This is a genomic window from Ideonella sp. WA131b (assembly GCA_023657425.1).
GTDB lineage: Bacteria > Pseudomonadota > Gammaproteobacteria > Burkholderiales > Burkholderiaceae_C > Rubrivivax.
Genome location: JAGTJW010000002.1, coordinates 1 through 20,778 on the forward strand (window position 1 = coordinate 1; position 20,778 = coordinate 20,778).

At 69.3% G+C, this 20,778-nt stretch carries 19 protein-coding genes, 1 tRNA gene and 1 riboswitch; of the genes, 8 read left to right on the plus strand and 12 right to left on the minus strand.

What is annotated here, in order from left to right; all coding sequences use genetic code 11:
* Position 1: 1 nt before the first annotated feature.
* The 10 genes from KA711_10080 to KA711_10125 form a co-directional block, all read right to left on the minus strand.
* Positions 2 to 74, minus strand: a tRNA-Asn gene (locus tag KA711_10080).
* A 45-nt stretch (positions 75 to 119) separates the two neighbouring features.
* Positions 120 to 2,255, minus strand: coding sequence for a TonB-dependent receptor (locus tag KA711_10085; GenBank protein ID MCM0609324.1), 2,136 nt, complete (start codon positions 2,253 to 2,255; stop codon positions 120 to 122).
* A gap of 65 nt (positions 2,256 to 2,320) precedes the next feature.
* A riboswitch (TPP riboswitch) is annotated at positions 2,321 to 2,433 on the minus strand.
* Between the two features lie 60 nt (positions 2,434 to 2,493).
* Positions 2,494 to 3,552 (minus strand): NAD(P)/FAD-dependent oxidoreductase, encoded by a 1,059-nt coding sequence (locus tag KA711_10090; protein MCM0609325.1) that lies wholly within the window; start codon positions 3,550 to 3,552, stop codon positions 2,494 to 2,496.
* 10 nt (positions 3,553 to 3,562) lie between these two features.
* Positions 3,563 to 3,886 carry a ferredoxin family protein gene (locus KA711_10095; protein ID MCM0609326.1) on the minus strand — a complete coding sequence of 108 codons (324 nt, stop codon included), beginning with the start codon at positions 3,884 to 3,886 and terminating at the stop codon, positions 3,563 to 3,565.
* A 75-nt stretch (positions 3,887 to 3,961) separates the two neighbouring features.
* On the minus strand, positions 3,962 to 4,807 hold the full coding sequence (gene cobA, locus KA711_10100; protein MCM0609327.1) for a uroporphyrinogen-III C-methyltransferase: 846 nt from the start codon (positions 4,805 to 4,807) through the stop codon (positions 3,962 to 3,964).
* Positions 4,807 to 6,156: a sulfate adenylyltransferase gene (locus KA711_10105; GenBank protein ID MCM0609328.1), complete on the minus strand. Its 1,350-nt coding sequence runs from the start codon at positions 6,154 to 6,156 to the stop codon at positions 4,807 to 4,809. Before KA711_10105 ends, cobA begins: the two co-directional genes overlap by 1 nt.
* Positions 6,156 to 7,115 carry a sulfate adenylyltransferase subunit CysD gene (gene cysD, locus KA711_10110; protein MCM0609329.1) on the minus strand — a complete coding sequence of 320 codons (960 nt, stop codon included), beginning with the start codon at positions 7,113 to 7,115 and terminating at the stop codon, positions 6,156 to 6,158. The genes KA711_10105 and cysD overlap by 1 nt, the downstream gene beginning before the upstream one ends.
* Positions 7,112 to 7,903 (minus strand): phosphoadenylyl-sulfate reductase, encoded by a 792-nt coding sequence (locus KA711_10115; GenBank protein MCM0609330.1) that lies wholly within the window; start codon positions 7,901 to 7,903, stop codon positions 7,112 to 7,114. Before KA711_10115 ends, cysD begins: the two co-directional genes overlap by 4 nt.
* On the minus strand, positions 7,900 to 8,271 hold the full coding sequence (locus KA711_10120) for a DUF934 domain-containing protein (protein ID MCM0609331.1): 372 nt from the start codon (positions 8,269 to 8,271) through the stop codon (positions 7,900 to 7,902). The genes KA711_10115 and KA711_10120 overlap by 4 nt, the downstream gene beginning before the upstream one ends.
* A 20-nt stretch (positions 8,272 to 8,291) precedes the next feature.
* The gene (locus tag KA711_10125; GenBank protein MCM0609332.1) at positions 8,292 to 10,019 is read right to left on the minus strand and encodes a nitrite/sulfite reductase; all 1,728 of its coding nucleotides are present in this window, start codon (positions 10,017 to 10,019) and stop codon (positions 8,292 to 8,294) included.
* 160 nt (positions 10,020 to 10,179) lie between these two features.
* Between KA711_10125 and KA711_10130 the strand changes: the two genes are divergently transcribed.
* On the plus strand, positions 10,180 to 11,145 hold the full coding sequence (locus tag KA711_10130) for a patatin-like phospholipase family protein (GenBank protein ID MCM0609333.1): 966 nt from the start codon (positions 10,180 to 10,182) through the stop codon (positions 11,143 to 11,145).
* On the opposite strand, the gene KA711_10135 is transcribed toward KA711_10130, so the two are convergent.
* On the minus strand, positions 11,039 to 11,563 hold the full coding sequence (locus KA711_10135) for a LexA family transcriptional regulator (protein ID MCM0609334.1): 525 nt from the start codon (positions 11,561 to 11,563) through the stop codon (positions 11,039 to 11,041). The two genes, KA711_10130 and KA711_10135, sit on opposite strands and share 107 nt — an antisense overlap.
* Before the next feature lie 220 nt (positions 11,564 to 11,783).
* Between KA711_10135 and KA711_10140 the strand changes: the two genes are divergently transcribed.
* The 5 genes from KA711_10140 (at position 11,784) to KA711_10160 (ending at position 18,656) form a co-directional block, all read left to right on the plus strand.
* Entirely contained in the window at positions 11,784 to 11,969 is a 186-nt protein-coding gene (locus tag KA711_10140; GenBank protein MCM0609335.1) for a hypothetical protein, read from the plus strand.
* Positions 11,953 to 16,425 carry an AAA family ATPase gene (locus KA711_10145; protein MCM0609336.1) on the plus strand — a complete coding sequence of 1,491 codons (4,473 nt, stop codon included), beginning with the start codon at positions 11,953 to 11,955 and terminating at the stop codon, positions 16,423 to 16,425. Before KA711_10140 ends, KA711_10145 begins: the two co-directional genes overlap by 17 nt.
* 2 nt (positions 16,426 to 16,427) lie before the next feature.
* Positions 16,428 to 17,021 (plus strand): hypothetical protein, encoded by a 594-nt coding sequence (locus tag KA711_10150; GenBank protein ID MCM0609337.1) that lies wholly within the window; start codon positions 16,428 to 16,430, stop codon positions 17,019 to 17,021.
* A 108-nt stretch (positions 17,022 to 17,129) separates the two neighbouring features.
* Complete coding sequence (locus tag KA711_10155; GenBank protein MCM0609338.1) at positions 17,130 to 18,251, plus strand: alpha/beta hydrolase; 1,122 nt, start codon at positions 17,130 to 17,132, stop codon at positions 18,249 to 18,251.
* A gap of 57 nt (positions 18,252 to 18,308) precedes the next feature.
* Positions 18,309 to 18,656 (plus strand): hypothetical protein, encoded by a 348-nt coding sequence (locus KA711_10160; GenBank protein MCM0609339.1) that lies wholly within the window; start codon positions 18,309 to 18,311, stop codon positions 18,654 to 18,656.
* Here KA711_10160 and KA711_10165 read toward each other — a convergent pair.
* Positions 18,610 to 19,173, minus strand: a complete 564-nt coding sequence (locus KA711_10165) for a phasin family protein (protein MCM0609340.1) — start codon at positions 19,171 to 19,173, stop codon at positions 18,610 to 18,612. The two genes, KA711_10160 and KA711_10165, sit on opposite strands and share 47 nt — an antisense overlap.
* A 187-nt stretch (positions 19,174 to 19,360) precedes the next feature.
* Here KA711_10165 and KA711_10170 point away from each other — a divergent pair, with 187 nt between their 5' ends.
* Both KA711_10170 and KA711_10175 read left to right on the plus strand, forming a co-directional pair.
* Positions 19,361 to 20,326 carry a histone deacetylase gene (locus KA711_10170; GenBank protein MCM0609341.1) on the plus strand — a complete coding sequence of 322 codons (966 nt, stop codon included), beginning with the start codon at positions 19,361 to 19,363 and terminating at the stop codon, positions 20,324 to 20,326.
* The gene (locus KA711_10175; protein MCM0609342.1) at positions 20,323 to 20,778 is read left to right on the plus strand and encodes an acyl-CoA thioesterase; all 456 of its coding nucleotides are present in this window, start codon (positions 20,323 to 20,325) and stop codon (positions 20,776 to 20,778) included. Before KA711_10170 ends, KA711_10175 begins: the two co-directional genes overlap by 4 nt.

The window sequence follows — 20,778 nt, forward strand, 5'->3', positions numbered from 1 at the left end:
GCTCCCCGACCTGGGCTCGAACCAGGGACCTACGGATTAACAGTCCGGCGCTCTACCGACTGAGCTATCGGGGAATACAGCCCTCAAGTATAGCCCGAAACCTCGGGCCGCCTACGCTCCTAGAGGGTGACGTCCAGCGCGAGGCGCCAGGTGCGCGGGGCCAGCGGGTACAGGTAGGCATGGCCGAACTGGAACGGCGCCTCCTTCCAGGCCCGCGTGTCGGCCACGTTGTCGAGGCCGGCGCGCCACACCCAGCGTGTCTGGCCGCGCGTCGCCGCATAGCGCAGACCCAGGTCGAGCCGTGTCCAGCCGTCGGTGGCGATGCGGTTGTCGGCCAGCACCTGCCGCGGACCCTCGTGGCTGGCAAAGGCCAGCAGCGCCAGACCCGGCTGCGCGGCCAGGTTCCAGGCCGCCTGCAGCTTCAGGCTGCGCGCCGGCACGTTGGTGGGTTCCAGGCCGTTGCGCGTCGCATCCGCGCTGCCCTCGCGCCGCGCCTGCAGCGCCATCGCGCTGCCGCGCAGGCTGAGCGCACCGGCCCGCCACTCGGCCTCGAGTTCGACGCCACGGTGCCGCGCCGCCCCGTCGGCCCGCCGCGTGCAGGGCTGGGTGTCGCTGCAGTCGTCGGTGGGCAGCCCAGTGGCCGTGCGCACGTCGCTCCACACTGGGCGGCGGATGTCGAACAGGGCCAGCTGCCACTGCAGCGCCGCGCCGCGGTGCTTCAGGCCCGCCTCGATCTGCCGGCTCTTCAGCGCCAGCAGCGCCTGCCCGGCGTTGCTGTAGCGCGTGCGGTTCGGGGCCACCTCGCTCTCGATGCCCTGCCCGCTGCTCAGGTAGGCCATCAGTGCCGGCGTGGCCTGCCAGGCCAGCGCCAACCAGGGCGTGCTGAACGACTGCCCGTAGGCGGTGGCGCGGCTGCCGTCGGTGCGCACGCTCTTGCGCTCGATGCGCGAGTGGCGCAGGCCGGCCCACAGCTGCCACGCCTGGCCGAGCTCGACGCGATCCTGCAGCCGCCATTCCAGGCTGCGCTCGTCGCGCTGGGTGTTTTCGTCGGTCAGCGTGGGGTCGGGCGGAACCACCGCCGTGCCGTCGACGCGACCCATGCCGGCGTAGTTGAAGGCCTGGCGCTCAAAGCGCGCCTCGTGCCGCGTGGCCAGCACACCCGCGCTCCAGCGGTGGCGCAGGCCCAGCAGATGGTGGCGGCCGGCGAGCAGCAGGTCGGCGGCGGTGGTGGTGCGCCGCTCGCCCTCGCTGCGGAAGTCGTAGAGGTCGAACGTGCCGTCGCTGCAGTAGCGGTCGTACACGCCCTGGGCATCGCAGCCGTAGGGAAAGGCGATGCGGTCGTCGGTGCGCAGCTGCTGACGCATCGCGTGCGCCACCAGCTCGGTCTCGCGGCCCAGCGCCTGCGTGAGCCGCACCGAGCCCGTGCCACCCTCGAAGACCACCGGCAGCGTCCACGGCTGGTTGTTCAGGTTCAGGCGCGGGTCGATGGTCTCGGCATCCGGCAGGCGGCCCCCAAGCAGGCTGAAGCCCGGCGTGCTGGGCTGGCTCTGGCGGTTCTGCTCCACCTCCAGCTCGAGCCGCGTGCCTGCCGAGGCGGCCCACTCGCCGGCCAGTGCCAGCAGGTGGCTGCTGCCGCGGCTGTTGCGCGTGGCCGGATCGAGCCGAGTGCCCTGGGCGTTGAGCCGCCAGGCCAGCGCGCCTTCGCGCCGCGACACATCGGCCTCCAGCGCCAAGGTGCCCGGTTGCACCCACTCGATGCCGCCGCGCGTCAGCGCAGCGGCCGTCGGCCGCTTGACGACCAGGTTCAGCAGCCCGCCCGGCGCGCTGGTGCCCGCCTGGATGCCGCTGGTGCCCTTGAGCAGCTCCAGCGCCGACTTGTTGGCCGTGGGCAGCACTGTCTCGGCATTCACCGGCAGGCCGTCGCGGCGGAAGTTGTAGCGGTTGTCGAGCGTGAAGCCGCGGACCGCCACCTGGCCCCAGTAGCCCGGGGCGTTGTAGGCGTCGGTGATGCCGGCGTCCAGCCGCGTGATGTCGGCCAGGCTGGCGATGCCGGCGTCCTGCAGCTGCGTAGCGGTGATGACGGTGGCCGAGAACGGCGATCGCGCCAGCGGCACGTCGCCGAAGCCGGCGACGCCGGCACTGTTGGCGGCGGCGTTGCCGGTGATCGTGATCGTGGGGATGGGCTGCGCCAGCACGGGGCCGGCACACAGGGCCGCGGTGGCGGCGGCGAGTGCGGTGGTCTTGAAGATGCTCATCGTGTTTCCCGGCCTTGCTCGGATCGAGGCAGGTGGGCAAACACGGGTGGCCACGCATGCACGCGCGCCCATCGAGCCTGCTTCCCTGCGCGAGGATTACCTCAATCAGGTTCAAAGGGACTTTCTCAGTCGGCCCCGGCCGCTTGCACGGCCAGGGCCAACACCCCCAGCGGATGGCTGCATGCGCTGCAGCCGGGCGTCAGTCTATTCGAAGCGGGCCTCGTGGACCGCAGCAGCTTCAGTCGAACACGGGCGATTCCACGCCCAGCACCTTGTGCAGCTTCGGGCTGGTGGTGGTGTACTGCAGCAGGACGCGCTTCTCGGGGAAGACGATCGGGCTGGCGCCAAAGGCGGCCAGCGCGGCCTCGTGGAAGCCCGAGAGGATGAGCTTCTTCTTGCCCGGGTAGGTGTTGATGTCGCCCACGGCAAAGATGCCCGGCGTGCTCGTCTCGAACTTCTCGGTGTCGACCGTGATCTGCTTGCGCTCGAGATCCAGGCCCCACTCGGCGATGGGCCCCAGCTTCGGGCTCAGGCCGAAGAACACCAGCAGCAGGTCCAGCGGGATCGTCCGCGTGACGCCGTCGCCGCCCGTCACCTTGATCTGCGTGAGCCGGCCGTCGGCCTCTTCATAACCCGTGACCTGGCCGACGACGAACTGCATCTCGTAGGCCTCGCACAGCTCGCGCATCTTGGCCACGCTGGCCGGCGCGGCCCGGAAGCCGTCGCGGCGGTGGATCAGGATGACGCTCTCGGCCTTGTTCGGGCCTTCCTGCACGAAGTTCAGCGCCCAGTCGAGCGCGGAGTCGCCGCCGCCGACGATGACCAGGTTCTTGCCCGCGAACTGCGCCGGGTTGCGCACGCGGTAGTGCAGTTGCGTGCCGTCGAACTTTTCGAGGCCGTCGACCTTGAGCGTGCGCGGCTGGAAGCTGCCCACGCCACCGGCGATGAACACGGTCTTGGTGAGGAACTGCGTGCCCTTGCTCGTGGCGACGAAGAAGCGGCCGTCGGCTTGCTTCTCCACCTGCGTGACCTCCTGGCCCAGGTGGAAGGTCGCGCCGAAGGGCTCGATCTGCTTGAGCAGGTTGTCGGTGAGCTCCTTGCCGGTGCACACGGGCACGGCCGGGATGTCGTAGATGGGCTTGTCGGGGTAGAGCTCGATGCACTGGCCGCCGGGGTAGGCCAGGCTGTCGATGATGTGGGCCTTGATCTCCAGCAGGCCGAGCTCGAAAACCTGGAACAGGCCCACCGGGCCGGCGCCGACGATGACGGCGTCGGTCTGGATGGGTTCGGGTGTCATGCAGCGGGCGTCAGCGGGCGAGTTGGTCGAGCTTGTCCGTGCGGTCCTTCCACTCGTCGGCGTCGGGCAGCGGGGCCTTGCGCTTGGTGATGCTGGGCCACTTGCGCGACAGGTCGGCGTTGAGCTTGATGAAGGCGAGCTGGTCCGACGGCACGTCTTCCTCGGGCAGGATCGCGTTCACCGGGCATTCCGGGATGCACACCGCGCAGTCGATGCACTCGTCGGGGTCGATGACGAGCATGTTGGGCCCTTCGCGGAAGCAGTCCACGGGGCAGACATCGACGCAGTCGGTGTACTTGCAGCGGATGCACGATTCGAGGACGACGTGGGTCATGGAGCAGCTCGTTGTTGCACGGGCGCCGCGCAGGCCCGGCGCGGGGCCTGTGGGCGCGGCGAAGGTGGGGCGATTCTAGGCCGCCAGGGGCGCGGCCCCGGCTGGTGACGCATCCGCTTCGGCGGCGGGCCGACGTGCCCGCGCCACGACAGGGGCGCCATCCACGTTCGCCACGACAGGGGCGCCATCCACGTTCGCCACGACAGGGGCGCCATCGCCCGGCGCCACGGCCGTGGCGCCAACGCCCACCGTCACCACGGCCGGACGGCCGGCGTGCAGCACCGAGGCGGCGGCCAGCGTGTCGAGCCGGTGCTCGCTGGCGACGGCATCGGCGCAGCCGGCGCGCGACACCACCTGCACCGCGGTGCCCGCCGCCCAGCCGGCGGCCAGCAGCCGCCGCGCCAGCACGCCGAGCTGGCGGCCGGCCATGTAGAACACCTCGGTGTCGGCGTGCGCGGCGCCTGCGGCCAGGCCGGCGTCGGCCGTCATCGCCGTGGCCAGGCTGACGCTGCGGCCCCGGCCCCGGCGCGTGAGCGGGCGCTGCGTCTGAGCCGCCGCGGCCAGCGCGGCCGTGACGCCGGGCACCACTTCGCTCGGGATGCCGGCGGCGGCCAGCGCGGCGAGCTCCTCCTCAAGCCGGCCGAAAACGCTGGGGTCGCCGCCCTTGAGCCGCACGACCACGCGGTGGCGCCGAGCCAGCCGCACCAGCAACGCGTCGATCGCGGCCTGCCCGGTCGCACATCCGAACCCGCGCTTGCCGACGTCGATCCAGCGCGCCTGCGGCGCGTGGCTGCGCAGTGCGGGGTCGGTGAGGGCGTCGAAGAGCACCACCTCGGCCTCGGCCAGGCGGGCCGCGCCACGCAGCGTGATGAGATCGGCCGCGCCCGGGCCGGCGCCGATGAAGACCACCCGCCCCGCCATCACGCGCCCTCCGCGTACGCCTCGCGCACCAGCAGCGCGCCGCTGGTGCGATGGCTGGCGGGGTCGACGACGATCAGCGCGCCGCCCACGCGGCTGGCGGCATAGGGCAGCAGCGGCAGGGGCTGCTGCAGCTCGAACTCGACCTCGCCGATGTCGTTGACGGCCAGCGCGTCGGCGGGCTGCGCCGCCAGCGTGGCGATGTCGACGCGGTGCCGGACCGCGCTCAGCCGCGCGGGCACCCAGCGGTGGCCGTGGCGCAGCAGGTACTTGCGACCGGTTTGCGTGGGCTCGGTGTCGAGCCAGGCCAGCGTGGCGCGCAGGCGGCGCGCCGCGGGCACGCTGCCGGATGGGCCGCCGGGTGCGAGCAGCCAGTCGCCGCGCGAGACGTCGAGCATGCGGTCCAGCACCACGCCGGCCGAGCGGCCCGCGCCGACGTTGGCCCGCTCGCCGTCCAGCCCCAGCAAGGTCTGCACGCGCGCGCGCTCGCCGCCGGGGAACAGCTGCACGGTGTCGCCCACGGCCAGCGCGCCCCGCGCGACCCGGCCCCACAGCACGCGCGGCTGCTCGCCGACGCCTTCTCCGTGGCGGACCACGGCCTGCACCGGCAGCGCCAGCGGCGCCTGCTCCGGCTCGTGCGCACTGGGCAGGCCCTCGAGCAGCTCCAGCAGCGCCGGGCCGTCGTACCACGGCGCGGGTGTGCGCCGCGCGACGTTGTCACCGCGCAGGGCCGACACCGGCACGATGCCGGCCAGCGGCAGCGCCGCCGCCTGCGCGAACCGCCGCAGTGCCGCCGCCACGCGCCCGAAGGCGCGGCCGGCGTCAGGCACGGCGTCGATCTTGTTGACGGCGAACACCAGGTGCTCCACGCGCAGCAGCTGCGCCAGCAAGGCGTGGCGCCGCGTCTGCGGCAGCAGCGCCAGCTCGCCGGCACCCGTGGTGTCGAGCTTGGTCAGGTCCACCAGCACCACCACTGCGTCGCTGCCGGCCGCGGCCGTGACCATGTTGCGCGTGTACTGCTCGTGGCCCGGGGCGTCGGCGATGATGAACTTGCGTGCCGGCGTGGCGAAGTAGCGCCAGGCCACGTCGATGGTGATGCCCTGCTCGCGCTCGGCCTCCAGCCCGTCGGTGAGCAGACTCAGGTCGGGGGCGTCGGCACCCGCGGCGGCGGCGCGGGCCTGCAGCTCGCCGAGCTGGTCGGCCAGGATGGCGCGGCTGTCCAGCAGCAAGCGGCCGATCAGCGTGCTCTTGCCGTCGTCGACGCTGCCGGCCGTCAGGAAGCGCAGCGCCGCCTGCGGAGCCGGCAAGGGGCCCGCCAGGGCCTGGTGCTCGGGCTGCGTGATCGCGTTCATCAGAAGTAGCCTTCCTTCTTGCGCCGCTCCATCGCGGCGTCGTTGGCGCGGTCGTCCATGCGCGTGGCGCCGCGCTCGCTGAGCGTGACGGTCAGCGTCTCGGCCACCACGTCGGCGGCGTCGGCGGCGCGGCTTTCCACCGGGCAGGTGCAGGTCATGTCGCCCACGGTCCGAAAGCGCACGGCCAGCCGCTCGACCGCCTCGCCCGCGCCCGGCGGCGTGACGGGTGTCACCGGCACCAGCAGTCCCTTGCGGCGCACCACCGCGCGCTCGTGGCGGTAGTAGAGGGGCGGCAGCGCGATGCGCTCGCGGGCGATGTACTGCCAGACATCGAGCTCGGTCCAGTTGCTGATCGGGAACACGCGGAAGTGCTCGCCCGGGCGGTGCCGCGTGTTGAACAGCGTCCACAGTTCCGGGCGCTGCTCCTTGGGCTGCCATTGGCCGAAGGCGTCGCGGTGGCTGAAGATGCGCTCCTTGGCGCGCGCCTTTTCCTCGTCGCGCCGGGCGCCGCCGATCAGCGCGTCGAAGCGGTGCGCTTCGATGGCCTCGAGCAGCGTCACGCTCTGGTGGCCATTGCGGCTTTCGAGTGGGCTCGCCAGGCGCACGGTGCCGCGGGCGATGCTGTCGTCGAGGTGGGCCACGACGAGCCGGTCGCCGCCTTCGGCCACGAGCTCGTCGCGGAAGGCGATGACCTCGGGGAAGTTGTGGCCCGTGTCCACGTGCAGCAGCGGCAGCGGCAGCCGGCCTTCGAAGCCGCCGGCCGCGTTGCGCCGCTTGAAGGCCTTGAGCGCCAGGTGGCGCACGACGCAGCTGTCCTTGCCGGCCGAGAACAGCAGCGCCGGCCGCTCGAACGAGGCCACCACCTCGCGCAGGATGTAGACGGCCTCTTCTTCCAGCGCGTCGAGAGGCCCGTCGGCCCGTTGCGGGGCGTGCGTGGGCAGGGCCAGGCTCGTGTTCATGGCGTCGACTCGGTGATGGGGCTGGACAGGGGCAGGGCGCTCAAGGGCAGGGCGCTCACGTGCAGCCCGCACTCTTTGGCGGACGCCTGCTCCCACCACCAGCGGCCGGCGCGGACGTCTTCGCCCACGGCGACGGCCCGCGTGCAGGGCTCGCAGCCGATGCTGGGGAAAAAGCGGTCGTGCAGCGGGTTGTAGGGCACGCCGTGCTGCCCGACGTAGTGCCAGACGTCGGCCAGGGACCAGTCGGCCAGCGGGCTGAACTTGGCGCGGCCGGCGTCATCCGGCGCCTCGAACGGCACCTCGGCGCGGGCCTCGCTCTGCTCACGGCGCAGGCCCGTCACCCAGGCGCTGCGGCCCTGCAGCAGGCGGCCCAGCGGCTCGAGCTTGCGCAGCGCGCAGCAGGCACGGCGGCGTTCGACGCTCTCGCGCATGGCCAGCTCACCGTGCTCGCGCACGAAATGCAGCACGGCCTGGGCTGCGGGCCGGAAACGCTCGATGCGGATGCCGTAATGGCGCTCGGCCGCTTCGGCGGTGGCCAGCGTCTCGGCGTGCAGCGCGCCCGTGTCCAGGGTGGCCACGGCGATGGGCAAGCCGTGGCGGGCGATCAGGTCGGTGATGACCATGTCTTCCACGCCCAGGCTGCTGGCCTGCACGATGCGGCCGGCGTGCGCCGCGGCGGCATCGGCCAGGCGGCGCTGCGCGGCGGCCACGCGCCCGCTGAAGCCCGGGGTGGCGCGGGCGTGGCGCTCGACCGCCGCGTGGGCGGCGGCCTGGGTGGCGGTGCTCATCGGGCGGCTCCGGCCGGCGCACGCTCGGGCGGCGCGGTCTGGTAGTGCGTGCTGAAGTAGCCCAGGGCGCGCTCGGCGGTCTCCTGGCGCTGGTCGGCGCGCAGCTGCACGGCGTCAAAGCCGCAGCGGCGCAGCAGCGGCAGCATGTCGGCCAGCACCTCGCCGGTGGCGCGGATCTCGCCGGCAAAGCGCACGCGGGCGCGCAGCAGCACGGCCTGGCTGTAGGCGCGCCCGTCGGTCCATTTGGGAAAGTGCAGCGCCACGGCGGCGTGGCCGCGGATCTCGTCGGCGCGCGCCAGCACGTCGGCGTCGTTGGGCAGGGCCAGCGCGCCGGTGGCGGCGTCGGTGTCGGCGGGGATGAACTGCATGGGGGCTCCCAGGTGCGGCCTCAGGCCACGGCCGTGCTGCGGCGCACGGCGTCGGCGGCGGTGCGGAACGGCGCTGGGCCCAGCCGCGTGGCGGTGTCGACGAAGTGCTCGCCCCGGTGCCGATCGCGCAGGTAGGTCTCGATCACGGCTTCCACCGCGTCGGCCACCTCGTCGGCCGCGAAGCTCGGGCCGATCACCTTGCCCGCGCGCGGCGCGCCCGACAGCCGCGTGCCGTCGCTGCCGCCCACCGTGAGCTGGTACCACTCGCTGCCGTCCTTGTCGACGCCCAGGATGCCGATGTGGCCGCTGTGGTGGTGGCCGCAGCTGTTGATGCAGCCGCTGATGTGCAGGTCGATGTCGCCGATGTCGTGCAGGCGGTCGAGGTCGTCGAAGCGCTCGCTGATGGCCGCGGCCACCGGGATGGAGCGCGCGTTGGCCAGCGCGCACAGGTCGCCACCCGGGCAGGCGATGAGGTCGGTGAGCAGCCCGATGTTGGGCGTGGCAAAGCCGCCCTCGCGCGCCGCCACCCACAGCGCGCGCAGCGCGTGCGCCGGCACCCAGGGCAGCAGCAGGTTCTGGTCGTGCGTGAAACGCAGCTCACCCGCGCTGAAGCGCTCGGCCAGTGCGGCGGCGCCGTCCATCTGCTCGGCCGTCACGTCGCCCGGCGGCAGGCCCGCGCGCTTGAGCGACAGCGTGACGGCGCAAAAGCCCTCCAGCCGGTGTGCGTGCACGTTGCGCTGCAGCCAGCGGTCGAAGGCCGGCAGCGGGTCGTGCGGCGGCTCGGGCTGCGCATGGGGTTGGGGCACGGGCAGCGCCGGCACCGTGAAGCCGGCCGCCACGCGGTCGAGCTCGGCCTGCGCCAGCCGCGGCGTGGCCGGGTCGGCGGCCAGCGCGGCGTACTCGCGGTTGACCTCGTCCACGAAGCGCGGGCCTTCGGCGCGCACGAGGATCTTGATGCGCGCCTTGTACAGGTTGTCGCGCCGGCCGTGCAGGTTGTAGACGCGCACGATGGCCTCGAGGTAGACGAGGATGTCCTGCCAGGGCACGAAGGCGGCCAGCTCGGTGGCGATGACGGGCGTGCGCCCCATGCCGCCGCCCACCGCGACGCGGAAGCCCACCTCGCCCGCGGCGTTTTTCACCAGCGCCAGGCCGATGTCGTGCCAGGCGGTGGCGGCGCGGTCTTCCTGCGCGCCGTGGATGGCGATCTTGAACTTGCGCGGCAGAAAGGCGAACTCCGGGTGCAGCGTGCTCCACTGGCGCAGCAGCTCGGCATAGGGGCGCGGGTCCACCGCTTCGTCGGGTGCGATGCCGGCCAGCGCGTCGGTCGTGATGTTGCGGATGCAGTTGCCGCTGGTCTGGATGCCGTGCATGTCGACCTCGGCCAGCAGGTCCATCACCTCGGCGCTGCGTTCCAGCGGGATCCAGTTGAACTGCAGGTTCTGGCGCGTGGTGACGTGCCCGAAGCCGCCGCGCTGCGTGGGCAGGCCGCTTTCGTCCACGAATTCCTGCCGATCGAACTCGCGCGCAATGCGCGCCAGCTGCCGCAGCTGCCGCGCCGAGACCTCGCCGTAGGGCACGGCCACGCGCAGCATGGGTGCATGGCGCTGCACGTACCAGCCGTTTTGCAGCCGCAGCGGGCGGAACTCGTCGGCCGAGAGCTCGCCGGCCAGGTGGCGCTGGAGCTGGTCGCGGTACTGCGCGGCGCGGGCGCGCACGAACTGGCGGTCGAAGTCGGTGTAGCGGTACATGGGGGATGCCTGTCGCGGCGTCAGGCCGGGGTGGGCCGCCGGGGCGGCGTGACGCGACTCTAGGAAGTCGCCTTCATTTCTGGAAATACATCCTTGAAATCTTTTTATGTCTAAAGGAGCATAAAGAAGACGGGCAGGGCGGCTTCCTAGAATGGCGCCCATGCAGCGACGCGCACTCCTCGGCACCGCCTTGCTGGCGCTTGCCGGGTGCCAGACCGTGCCGGCACCGGCTCCGCCGGCCGCCCCGCCGGCCGCGCCTGCGCCAGTGCCCGGGCCGTTGCCCGCGCCGTTGCCCGGGCCCTTGCCCGCAGCGCCAGCGCCAGCGCCAGCGCCGCTGAGGCCTCCCCGCCTGGGCCTGGCGCTGGGCGGGGGTGCCGCGCGCGGGTTCGCGCACATCGGCGTCATCCAGGTGCTCGAGGAAGCCGGGATCCGCCCCGACCTCGTCGTCGGCACCTCGGCCGGCAGCCTGGTGGCGGCGCTGTACGCGCACGGCAAGACCGGCACCGAGCTGGCCGCCATGGCGCTGACCATGGACGAGGCGGCCATCACCGACTGGGGTTTCCCGAGCCGTGGGCTCATCCGCGGCGAGGCGCTGGCGCGCTACGTGCGAGAGCAGACCGGCGGCCTGCCGATCGAGCAGATGAAGCTGCCCCTGGGCATCGTCGCCACCGATCTGGACAGCGGCGCGGGCGTGCTGTTCCGCCGCGGCGACACCGGCACCGCGGTGCGTGCGTCCAGCTCGGTGCCGGCAGTCTTTCAGCCGGTGAAGATCGGCGAGCGCGAATACGTGGATGGCGGCCTGGTCTCGCCCGTGCCGGTGCGCTACGCCCGCGAGATGGGCGCCGAGATGGTGATCGGCGTCGACATCTCGACCCCGCCCGACGGCGCCGCCACCGACGGCACGATGCGGCTGCTGCTGCAGACCTTCGCCATCATGGGCAAGAGCATCAACCGCTACGAGCTGCGCGAGGCCGACGTCGTGCTGCGGCCGGCGCTGGTGGGCGTGGGCAGCGCCGACTTCACCGCCCGCGTGCGCGCCATCCGCGCCGGCCGCGAGACGGCGCAGGCGCAGCTCGGCGAGATCCGGCGCAAGCTGCAGCAACTGGCCCGGCCCGCGGCGGGCTGAGCGGTTCGACAACCCGGCGCGCGCCCTCGGGTGAGGGCGGGCGCAGGGCGGTGTCAAGCAGATTGGACATGGATTCACCCCGGACCGTGCAGAACGAGGTGCGCTCAGGATGGGCGATGAGGCAGTCCTCGACGTTGAGCACCTCGAACTCGTCGTGCTGCGCGACCTCTTGAGGGACGCCGGCACGAACTTGGCCCAGGAGCCGGTAGGAGAAGAACTTCTTGGTCGGCGCAATGCGGCCGTCCGTGCGCTCCAGGTAGCCCACGTCCGCGAGCTGGCCGACTAGGGCGAAGACGCCCGCTGCCGACTTCAGGCCGACGACCTCTGCGAGATTGGACAGTGCCGGGAACGCCTTGTTGCGGCGCCAGTGCGACCGCAGGGCGTTGAGGTAGCGAAGGTCGAGGGCAGCGGCTTCCATGAGGGGTGTCTAACGCGTGTTCGATGAAAAAACTGTAGGAATATCCTGTACGGCGCATAAGTGCATATGAGAGAACGGTTTCTCCTGGAGGCGTAATGCGCAAATAGACATGCGCAAACGGCGCTGAACCGGCCAAGCCTTGCGCTCGCTCGTTACCTTGTGTATCGTGGACCGCAATACAAAGCGGGTTTCGCCGATGTCTGTGACCAAAACCGTGTCGATGAGCTTTCGGTTCTCACCGAAGTTCAAGGCTCAGCTGGAAGCAGCGGCCCAGCGAGAGAACCGCAGTCTCACGAACACCCTTGAAGCCCTGTTGGACGCCTACTGCCGGCAGAACGGGCTGCAAGTGACCGTCAAACAGAACAACGAAGTCGCCCAGGGAGCCGCCGTTGCAGGAACCAAGTAGCCGCGTCATTGACCTGCTCACGTACATCGAGCAGGTCGAAAAGCTCAAGACCAAGCCAGCCTTCTCCATCCCGAGCGAGTACTTCGCAGCGCACCAGCATGAGATGCAGGGGCTGCCAGAGGTGCGATTCAACGTTCAAGCCGATGGGGACGACGTTTGGCTGCGAGTTCCTCGGCTTCAGGAGATTGCCCCGCCGCCGTTGGGCGACCGCTTGGCGCCGTGGGTCACCCTGCCCAAGAGTCCCGACAAGATGCCCGAGCTCAAGGGCGAGGTGGTGCTGTACGAGGGCAAGAAAGAGGTCGGCCGCGAACAACTGGCACAGCATCCTGAAATCAAGGAAATCTTCGAGTGGTACGTCGAGTTCCATTGGCAGCCCTGGGCGGCTGCTGAGCGGCCGCGCCGCAAAGCGATTGCTCGCTACAACCAGCTCTTCTCGCTGCAGCAGGCCATCGCTTCCGAGGGCGCGGAGACCCCGCTCGAACTGGTCTGGGGCATCGGCTACGCCACCTGGAAGAAGGAGGGGTTCGCTACCCCGCTGAAGCACCCGCTCCTTGTTCAGTCCTGCGAAATCACTCTGAACGAGAAGACGTTCGAGCTCGAAGTACGCCCTCGCGATGTCGAGCCGCGTCTTGAGGCAGACACCTATGCAGAGATGGAGCTCGCGGGCGTCCGCCAGCTCGAAGCGTTCTGGAAGAGTTCGCTGGCGACCGGCGCCCACCGCCTGAACCCGTTCGAGCCTGCCACCTTCGAGGGGGCTCTCAAGGCCGCTGTGGGGCACCTCGACCCGACCGGTGCCTATGAGGAGCGAACGGACGACTTCTCCCTTCCGAACCCCACCGACAAGCTGATGATTACCAGCACGTGGGTGCTGTTCGGACGCAAGCGGTCCGGCGACATCTTTCTGGAGGACATCCGTCGACTCAAGAAGACGGTTGAGGCCGCCGACGACCTCCCTGGGGTCATCCGCAGCTTTGTCGAGCATGGCGACTCCACGGTTCGGATTCGCCCGGAGCAACCGTTCCGAGGACTGTCCTCCAGTGACACCCCGAGCGGCGCGCATGAGCTGTACTTCCCGATGCCCTACAACGATGAGCAAGTCGCCATCGTTCAGAAACTGGCGAGCAACGATGGCGTCGTGGTCCAAGGGCCTCCGGGAACGGGCAAGACCCACACGATTGCGAACGTCATCTGCCACTACCTGGCGCAGGGAAAGCGCGTTCTGGTCACTGCCAAGGGAGAGTCTGCACTGGCGGTGCTCCAAGAAAAGCTTCCCGAGCGCATCCGTCCTCTGAGCGTCTCGCTGCTCTCTGACGAGCGAGACGGCATGAAGCAGTTTGAGCACGCCATTCAGACGATTGCAGCCAGCGTCGCGGGCATCAATCCCGTGCGCGCGGAATCCGCCATCGCCGCGGCAGAGGCGAAGCTCAGTCAGATGCACGCCAAGATTTCGCACGTGGACCGCAAGGTCGCCGACCACGCCGGCCGGCACATGCGGACCTACTCGTTCCAGGGCAAAGAGGTCAGTCCGGAGGACATGGCCAAGCTCGTACTGAGCCAAGCGGACGAGCACACGTGGTTCGACGATGAGCCTCCCGCCACCGCGGATGGCAGCCTGCCGTTCTCGGGCGATGACATCGAGTTGCTTCGGGCTGCTCGGCAGAAGGTCAAGGCTGACCTGCGTTACGTCGGCTGCACCCTGCCCGCGCCAGAGGCGCTACCGAGCTGGGAGAGCCTGTTGGCGCTCCATCGCGACATCGTTCGCGCCAAGGCCATTGACGCCAGCGTCGGGCTTGGAGATGTGTACTGCCTTGTCGACTCGCGGCTGGAGACGTTCGAGGCAGCGCAGCGCCTCGTGACCTTTCTGGACGAACGTGCGGAGTTGGCTGCCAAGCTGGGGGCTCAGCGCGGCCTCGATGCCTTGCGCGACCGGCTGACTGACATGCAGGCGCAAGACCCTCTTCTCTTGAGCCTCTTGGAGCTGTGCAAAGAGATTCAGGCGCTGGAGCTCAAGCGGAAGGAAGCCGTTCCTCGTGCCGTGGTTCTTCCGCCCGATGCCGAGCTGGATGAGGACTACCTGGAGGCCATAGCGCGGTTGGTTGAAGGAAAGAGTGCCTTCAAGCTGCCGTTTGGTAAGGGTGCTGCCCGCCAGCTTGTGGGTGCTACGACGGTCACAGGAGTGGCACCGGCTTCGACGGAGGCATGGGTCCATGTCCGCGAGGCCGTTGAATGGCGTCAGGCATCCCGCAAGGCCCTTGCGCGCTGGAGTGCAGTGGCCCAAGAGTTCGGCTTGAAGGCTGCCCGTGATGCGTCGGAGCAAAGCTTCCGCGTCACGAGTCAGTTCACAGGACTGGTGCAGGACGCGCATCGATTGGTATTCGAGTTCGACGCGGAATTGCATCCCCAGTGCGCGTCGGTCTTCGGCAAGGTAACCGCTGACCGGCTGTGGAATGACGGCGAAGCGTTCGTTGCCAACGCGTCGAAAAGCCTTCACGCCCACCTCGAGATGGGTCGACTGGGGTACGCACTGCGGCGTGTCCAGGATGTTTTTCAGGCCCTTGAAGGCCACAGCGGCGACATCGTGGAGGGCTTGCGCACCTTCCTGACCAAGTCGTTGGGACAGCGGGGCACAGATGAGGCGAAGCTGGAGGACGGGTGGCAGGCTCTCCGCGTTGAACTGACGCGGCTGAACGGACTGCTCCCTTCCCTCAAAGACATCGAGCACATCTGGTCTGTCATCAAGGATGCGGGGGCGCCGAAGTGGGCGCAGCGCATTCGCACCCAACCGGCCGGCGAAGACCTCGACGTCGTTTTGCCGAATGCTTGGCTGGAGGCATGGAACTGGCGTCAGGCCATGATGTTTCTGGACCGTATCGATGGCCACCACCACATGCGAGAGCTGTTCGAGGAGCGCCGGACGCTGACCAAGGCATTGGCGGCCACCTACCAAGATCTGGTCGCCGAGAAGACGTGGCTGGGTGTCTTCAAGAACTCACCGGACAGCGTTCGGCAGGCGCTTCAGGCCTACCTGAACGCGGTGCAGGCTATGGGCGCCGGCACTGGTGTACGCGCGGTTCGGCATCGCAAGACCGCCCGAGACGCCATGCAGCGCGCCTACCAGGCGGTGCCGTGCTGGGTGCTGCCGCAGTGGCGCGTGTCGGAAACGATTCCGCCCGAGGTCGGCCTGTTCGACCTCGTGGTCATCGACGAAGCCTCGCAATCGGACATCTGGGCCCTGCCGGCCTTGCTCCGAGGGAAGAAGCTCTTGGTGGTGGGCGACCACAAGCAGGTTTCTCCCTCGGCCGTTGGCACTGCAGAGGAACGCATTCGTGAACTGACGAACCGCTTCCTCCAGAACCAGCCGCACGGCTCGGAAATGACGCCGGACAAGTCCATCTACGACCTGGCGCGCGTTGTCTTTGCAGGGCACTCGGTGATGCTCAAGGAGCACTTCCGCTGCGTCCCGGCCATCATCGAGTTCTCGAATCGCGAGTTCTATGAGAACGACATTCGGCCGCTTCGTGTGCCCAAGGCCAATGAGCGCCTGGACCCGCCGTTGGTCGATGTTTACGTGAAGGGCGGCTACCGGAGGGGCGACGTCAACCCGGGCGAGGCGACGGCCATCGTGGATGAGATTGAGGCCATCCTTGAGGACCCGCAATTCGAGGGCCGCTCCATCGGGGTCGTTACCTTGCTTGGGACAACTCAGGCCGCTCACATCCACGAACTGGTCAACGAGCGCATTTCTCCGGCAGACCGCGTTGCTCGCAAGATTGCCATCGGTCCACCGCCGGTCTTCCAAGGGCGCGAACGCGACATCATGCTGGTGTCGATGGTCTTGGGGCCGGGCGACCGCGCGGCAGCCAATCGAGCCGACATGCACCAGCGGTTCAACGTGGCGCTGTCGCGAGCCAGGGACCGCATGTACCTGTTCCGCTCCGTCACCGAGGGAGAGTTCCGCGATGACTCATTGAACGGGCGACTCCTTCAGCACTTCAAGCAGCCATTCCGCCAAGACGTCAAGAAGGTCCAAGCGCTGCGTGAGCGTTGCCAATCCGGCTTCGAGCTGGAGGTGTTCGACGAGCTCACCAAGGCGGGCTTTCGCGTTGAGCCTCAAGTCGCCAGCGGCGGCTACTTCATTGACTTCGTCGTCGAGGGAAGCGATGGCAGGCGCTTGGCTATCGAGTGCGACGGCGACCGCTTCCACGGGCCGGGACAGTGGCAAGACGACATGGCCCGCCAGCGCGTACTGGAGCGCGCGGGCTGGACCTTCTGGCGCTGCTTTGCGTCTAGCTTTGTCCGCAGGCGCAAAGAGGTGCTGCAGGACTTGTTCGGAACCTTGGAGCGGCTGGGTATCGAGCCACTTGGCGCGGAGTCTGTCGACAACACCATGTGGGTCCACTACAAGGAAGTTGACCCCTTCAAGGTCGACGTTCAGTTGCAGTCGGAAGCGGCCTGACCATGACGCGCCCCCTGATGCAACGAGGCATCGACCAACTCGAAGCTCTGTTCAAGGTCTCCAAAGGGGACCTCGTTTGGCTGCGCCAGCTAGAGGATGAGCTGAAGCAGCGACAGGTGCCGCGGGCGGTGGCATTGCTTGAGAAGGTCCAGGCAGCAATGGCGACGCTCAATTCGCAAGCGCCGAAGGTAAGCAGCGCACCTCCCGCACCAAGGGAGACTGGTCCTGCTGCGCAGCCTGACCTGTGGGAGCGACCTGACGTGCCAGCGCCAGTTGTTCCGCTGGCAGTAGCTCCCAAACCTCCGCCTCCACCGGTGTCCGTGGCGCCACGGCCCGCGCCATCTCCGCCTGCAGCGGCGCCGCAACCTGCTCCGCAGCCGATGCCAGCAATGTCGATGGAGGAGGCCTGCAAGGTGTTGGCCGTGACGCTGGCGACACCGTGGCAGGAGGTTGAGAGCGCCCGCCGCAAGCTGGTGGACATCTCGCATCAAGAACGACTGGCAGCGGTGCCGTCAGAGCGTAAGGACCAGATGAGGTTTGTGGCCAAGCGGGCGAATGCTGCTTATCTGGTGCTGAGTGCGAGCAAGTTGCGCTAGCCAATCGGCTAAACCACCGCACTAGACCGCACTGAACCCGCCCGTAGAGACGGCCCTCAGGGCTTGCGGATGTAGACGATGATGATTTGGCAACGCTGTATCGGCCTGCTGGCCTGTGCCCTCGGGGTGCAGCTCTCGGCTTGGGCGCAATCGACACCCACGCTCGATGAAGGTCTGCACGAGCGCGTGGAAATGCTCCGGCTGCCTGGGCTGCTTCCGCTGTCGCTGGAAACCACATTCTTCGTCCCCGACGGGCCCGGACCCTTTCCCGTGGTGATCATCAACCATGGCAAGTCCCTGGGCGACCCACGCTTTCAGGCCCGCGCTCGGCCCATCCATGCGGTGCGGTACTTCATGCAGCGCGGCTATGCGGTGGTGGCGCCGATGCGCCGGGGCTTTTCCAAGTCGAGCGGCATGTACGTGGGCGCCGGTTGCAACATCGAGAGCAATGGCCGGGTGCAGGCTGACGATGTGCGCGCCGTGCTCGACCATGTGGTGCGCCAGCCCTGGGCCGACACCCAGCGCATCCTGATGGTCGGGCAGTCGCACGGCGGCTGGACCACCTTGGCCTTCGGCACGCAGCCTTATCCCGGTTTGCGTGGTCTGGTGAACTTTGCCGGTGGCCTGCGCCAGGAACAATGCCCGAACTGGGAGGCCGGATTGGCACAGGCGGCTGCTGCCTATGGCAAGGAGACCAAGCTGCCTTCTCTCTGGCTTTACGGCGACAACGACAGTTACTTCAGCCCCGCCGTGTTCCGGCCCATGCATGAACGTTATGTGCAGGCCGGTGGTCAGGCCACCCTGGCGGCCTACGGAGCATTCGGTGCCGATGCCCATGCCCTGTTTGCGTCGGCGGCCGGCGTGCGCATCTGGCATCCCTTGCTCAACGACTTCTTGCGCGGCCTGGGGCTGCCCAGCGAGCCCCAGCCCGGTTTTGAACGCTACGCACCGCCCGCGACCATGCCCTCACCGCCGCCTTCTGGGTATGCCGCGCTGGAAGACGCCTCGCGCTTGCCCCATGTTCGGGACACCGGTCGCGCGGGCTATCAGGCATTTCTGGCGTCCATCCTGCCCCGGGCCTACGCCGTCGCGCCCTCTGGCGCCTGGGGATGGGCTTCAGGCGGTGCGGATCCGCTGCGGCGCGCCCTGGACAACTGCAACAAGTCCGGTCAAGGTGCTTGCCGGCTCTATGCCGTTGACGAGGCGGTGGTCTGGCCCGCGCCGCAGTGAGGCCCCCGTGCGCCCACCTTGCATGACACCCCCGAGCACGCCCTCTTGAGCGAGCACATGGCCCGCTTCCTGGCCCGCGAGCTTGAAGAGCGACTCACCTCTGCGCAAGCAGCCTTTCTCGCAGCCAACTTCAGAGTACAAGACACTTACAACGCCACATTTGGCGGCTTCAATGCAGTCGTTTGGCAATTCAAGACGGGCTCTGAGCAGGCTCTGGCGGCGAACCCCGGCGATGCGGGCAAGGTGTCTGTCGCGATGCGCGGCACGCAATTGCCGGACCCTGTGACCAGCGTCCGGCCAAAGAAAAAGCCCCGCCTCGGCGGGGCTTGCGGCTCGAAAAGGACGCCGAAGGTGGGGATCAGGCGGCGCGGCGGGCCTTGGGCGTGGCGGCCTTCGTGGCCGTGACGGCGGTGGCCGTCATGGCGGTGAAGTTGGCCTCGGCCACTTCGGCGGCCTGCTTGGCGGCCTTGTGGGCGCTTTCGTAGGCGTTGTTGGCGGCGGCCACGGCCGACTTCACCAGCGCCACGGCGCTTTCGGTGCCGGCAGGCGCGTTCTTCACGGCGGTGTCGACCAGCGCCAGCATCTTCTTCTGGCTGTCGGCCATCTGGGCCTCGGCCGTCTTGGTGAACTCGGCGCCCGTGCCGGCCAGGATCTCGTAGAGGTGGCGGCTGTAGGCAGCGGCCTTTTCGGCGGCCGGTTGCATCAGGCCGGCCTGCAGCGCCAGCAGTTCCTGCGGGTCCTTCACCGACATTGCGGAGTAGGTGGTCTCGGCGGCTTCGGTCAGGCTGGTCTTGGCGACCTGCAGGTTCAGCTCGACGAGCTTCTCCATGCCTTCGAAGGCCTTGGTGGTGAGGCCGAACAGGGTTTCGACGGTGGCCTTCTGGGCGGCCAGCAACTGCTCGGGGGTGTAGGGCGTGGACATGGTTGATCTCCAGGAGGTCAGGGGTTGAACGAAGGTGGAGCCAGCTTGCCGCGTCGCCGGCGCCGGGGTCCCGGTGGGCCGATGCTGCGCTGCAACATGAAGCAGAGTATAGGGTTCTCCCGGGATCGATCAAGCGGTTTTTGTTGCGCCGCAACATTCTAGGGATGGCTTCCTAGAATCCGCCGCCGTGCGCGCCTTCCATTCCGACACCTTCGTGCTGCCCCTGCCGCCGGGGCACCCCTTCCCGATGACGAAGTACCGCCTGCTGCGCGACGCCGCGCAGGCCACGATGCCGGGCGTCCGCGTGGACGAGGCGCCGCCGGCCAGCGACGGCGAGCTGGCCCTGGCGCACGACCCGGCCTGGATCGACGCCGTCGTGCAGGGCACGACCTCGGCCGCGCAGCAGCGCGAGATCGGTTTTCCGTGGAGCGAGCGCATGGTCGAGCGCGCCCGGCGTTCGGTGGGGGCCAGCATCGCCGCCGCGCGCACGGCCCTTTTCGGCGACGCGGACGGCCCCGAGGGCGTGGCCGCCAACCTGGCCGGCGGCACGCACCACGCCTATGCGCACAAGGGCTCGGGCTACTGCGTGTTCAACGACGTGGCGGTGGCGGCGCGGCTGATGCAGGCCGAGTGGCACCGCGCGCAGCGCGCGCTGCTGCGCGTGATCGTGATTGATCTCGACGTGCACCAGGGCAACGGCACGGCCCACATCTTCCGCGACGACGACACCGTGTTCACGCTGTCGCTGCACGGCGCGAAGAACTTCCCCTTCCGCAAGGAGGCCGGCGACCTGGATGTCGATCTGCCCGATGGCTGCACCGACGAACCCTACCTGGCTGCGCTCGATGCCGCGCTGGCCACGGCCTTCGAGTGCACCGCGGCCGCGCCGCCCGGCCTGGCCTTCTATCTGGCCGGCGCCGACCCCCACGAGGACGACCGCCTGGGGCGCCTGAAGCTCAGCAGCGAGGGCCTGGCCGAGCGCGACCGGCGCGTGCTGCGGGCGTTGCGCGAGCGCGGCATCCCGGTGGCGCTGTCGATGGCCGGCGGCTACGGGCGCGAGCTGCTCACCACCGTGGCCGTGCAGCGCCGCACGCTGGAGCTGGCGCTGCAGTCCTGGCAGTCCTGGCAGGCCACGCGCCGGGCCGCGGCATGACGGGCGTCCGCCCCCAGCCGCAGGGCCGCGAGGCCTTCGCGCACTTCGCACCGATCGCCACCCGGTGGATGGACAACGACGTCTACGGCCACCTGAACAACGTCGTCCACTACAGCCTGTTCGACACCGCGGTGAACCGCCTGCTCATCGAGGCCGGCGCGCTGGACATCCAGGCTGGCGGCGTGATCGGCCTCGTGGTGCACACGCAGTGCCACTACTTCGAGAGCCTGGCCTTCCCGCAGGTGGTGACGGCCGGCATCCGCGTCGAGCAGCTCGGCCGCTCCAGCGTGCGTTACGGCCTGGGCCTGTTCGGCGACGCCGCGCCGCTGGCCGCCGCCATCGGGCAGTTCACCCACGTCTATGTCGACCGCGCCACGCGCCGGCCCGTGCCGCTGCCCGAGCGGCTGCGCGCGGTGCTCGAACCCCTCGTCCGTCCTGCGTCTTCCGACTGA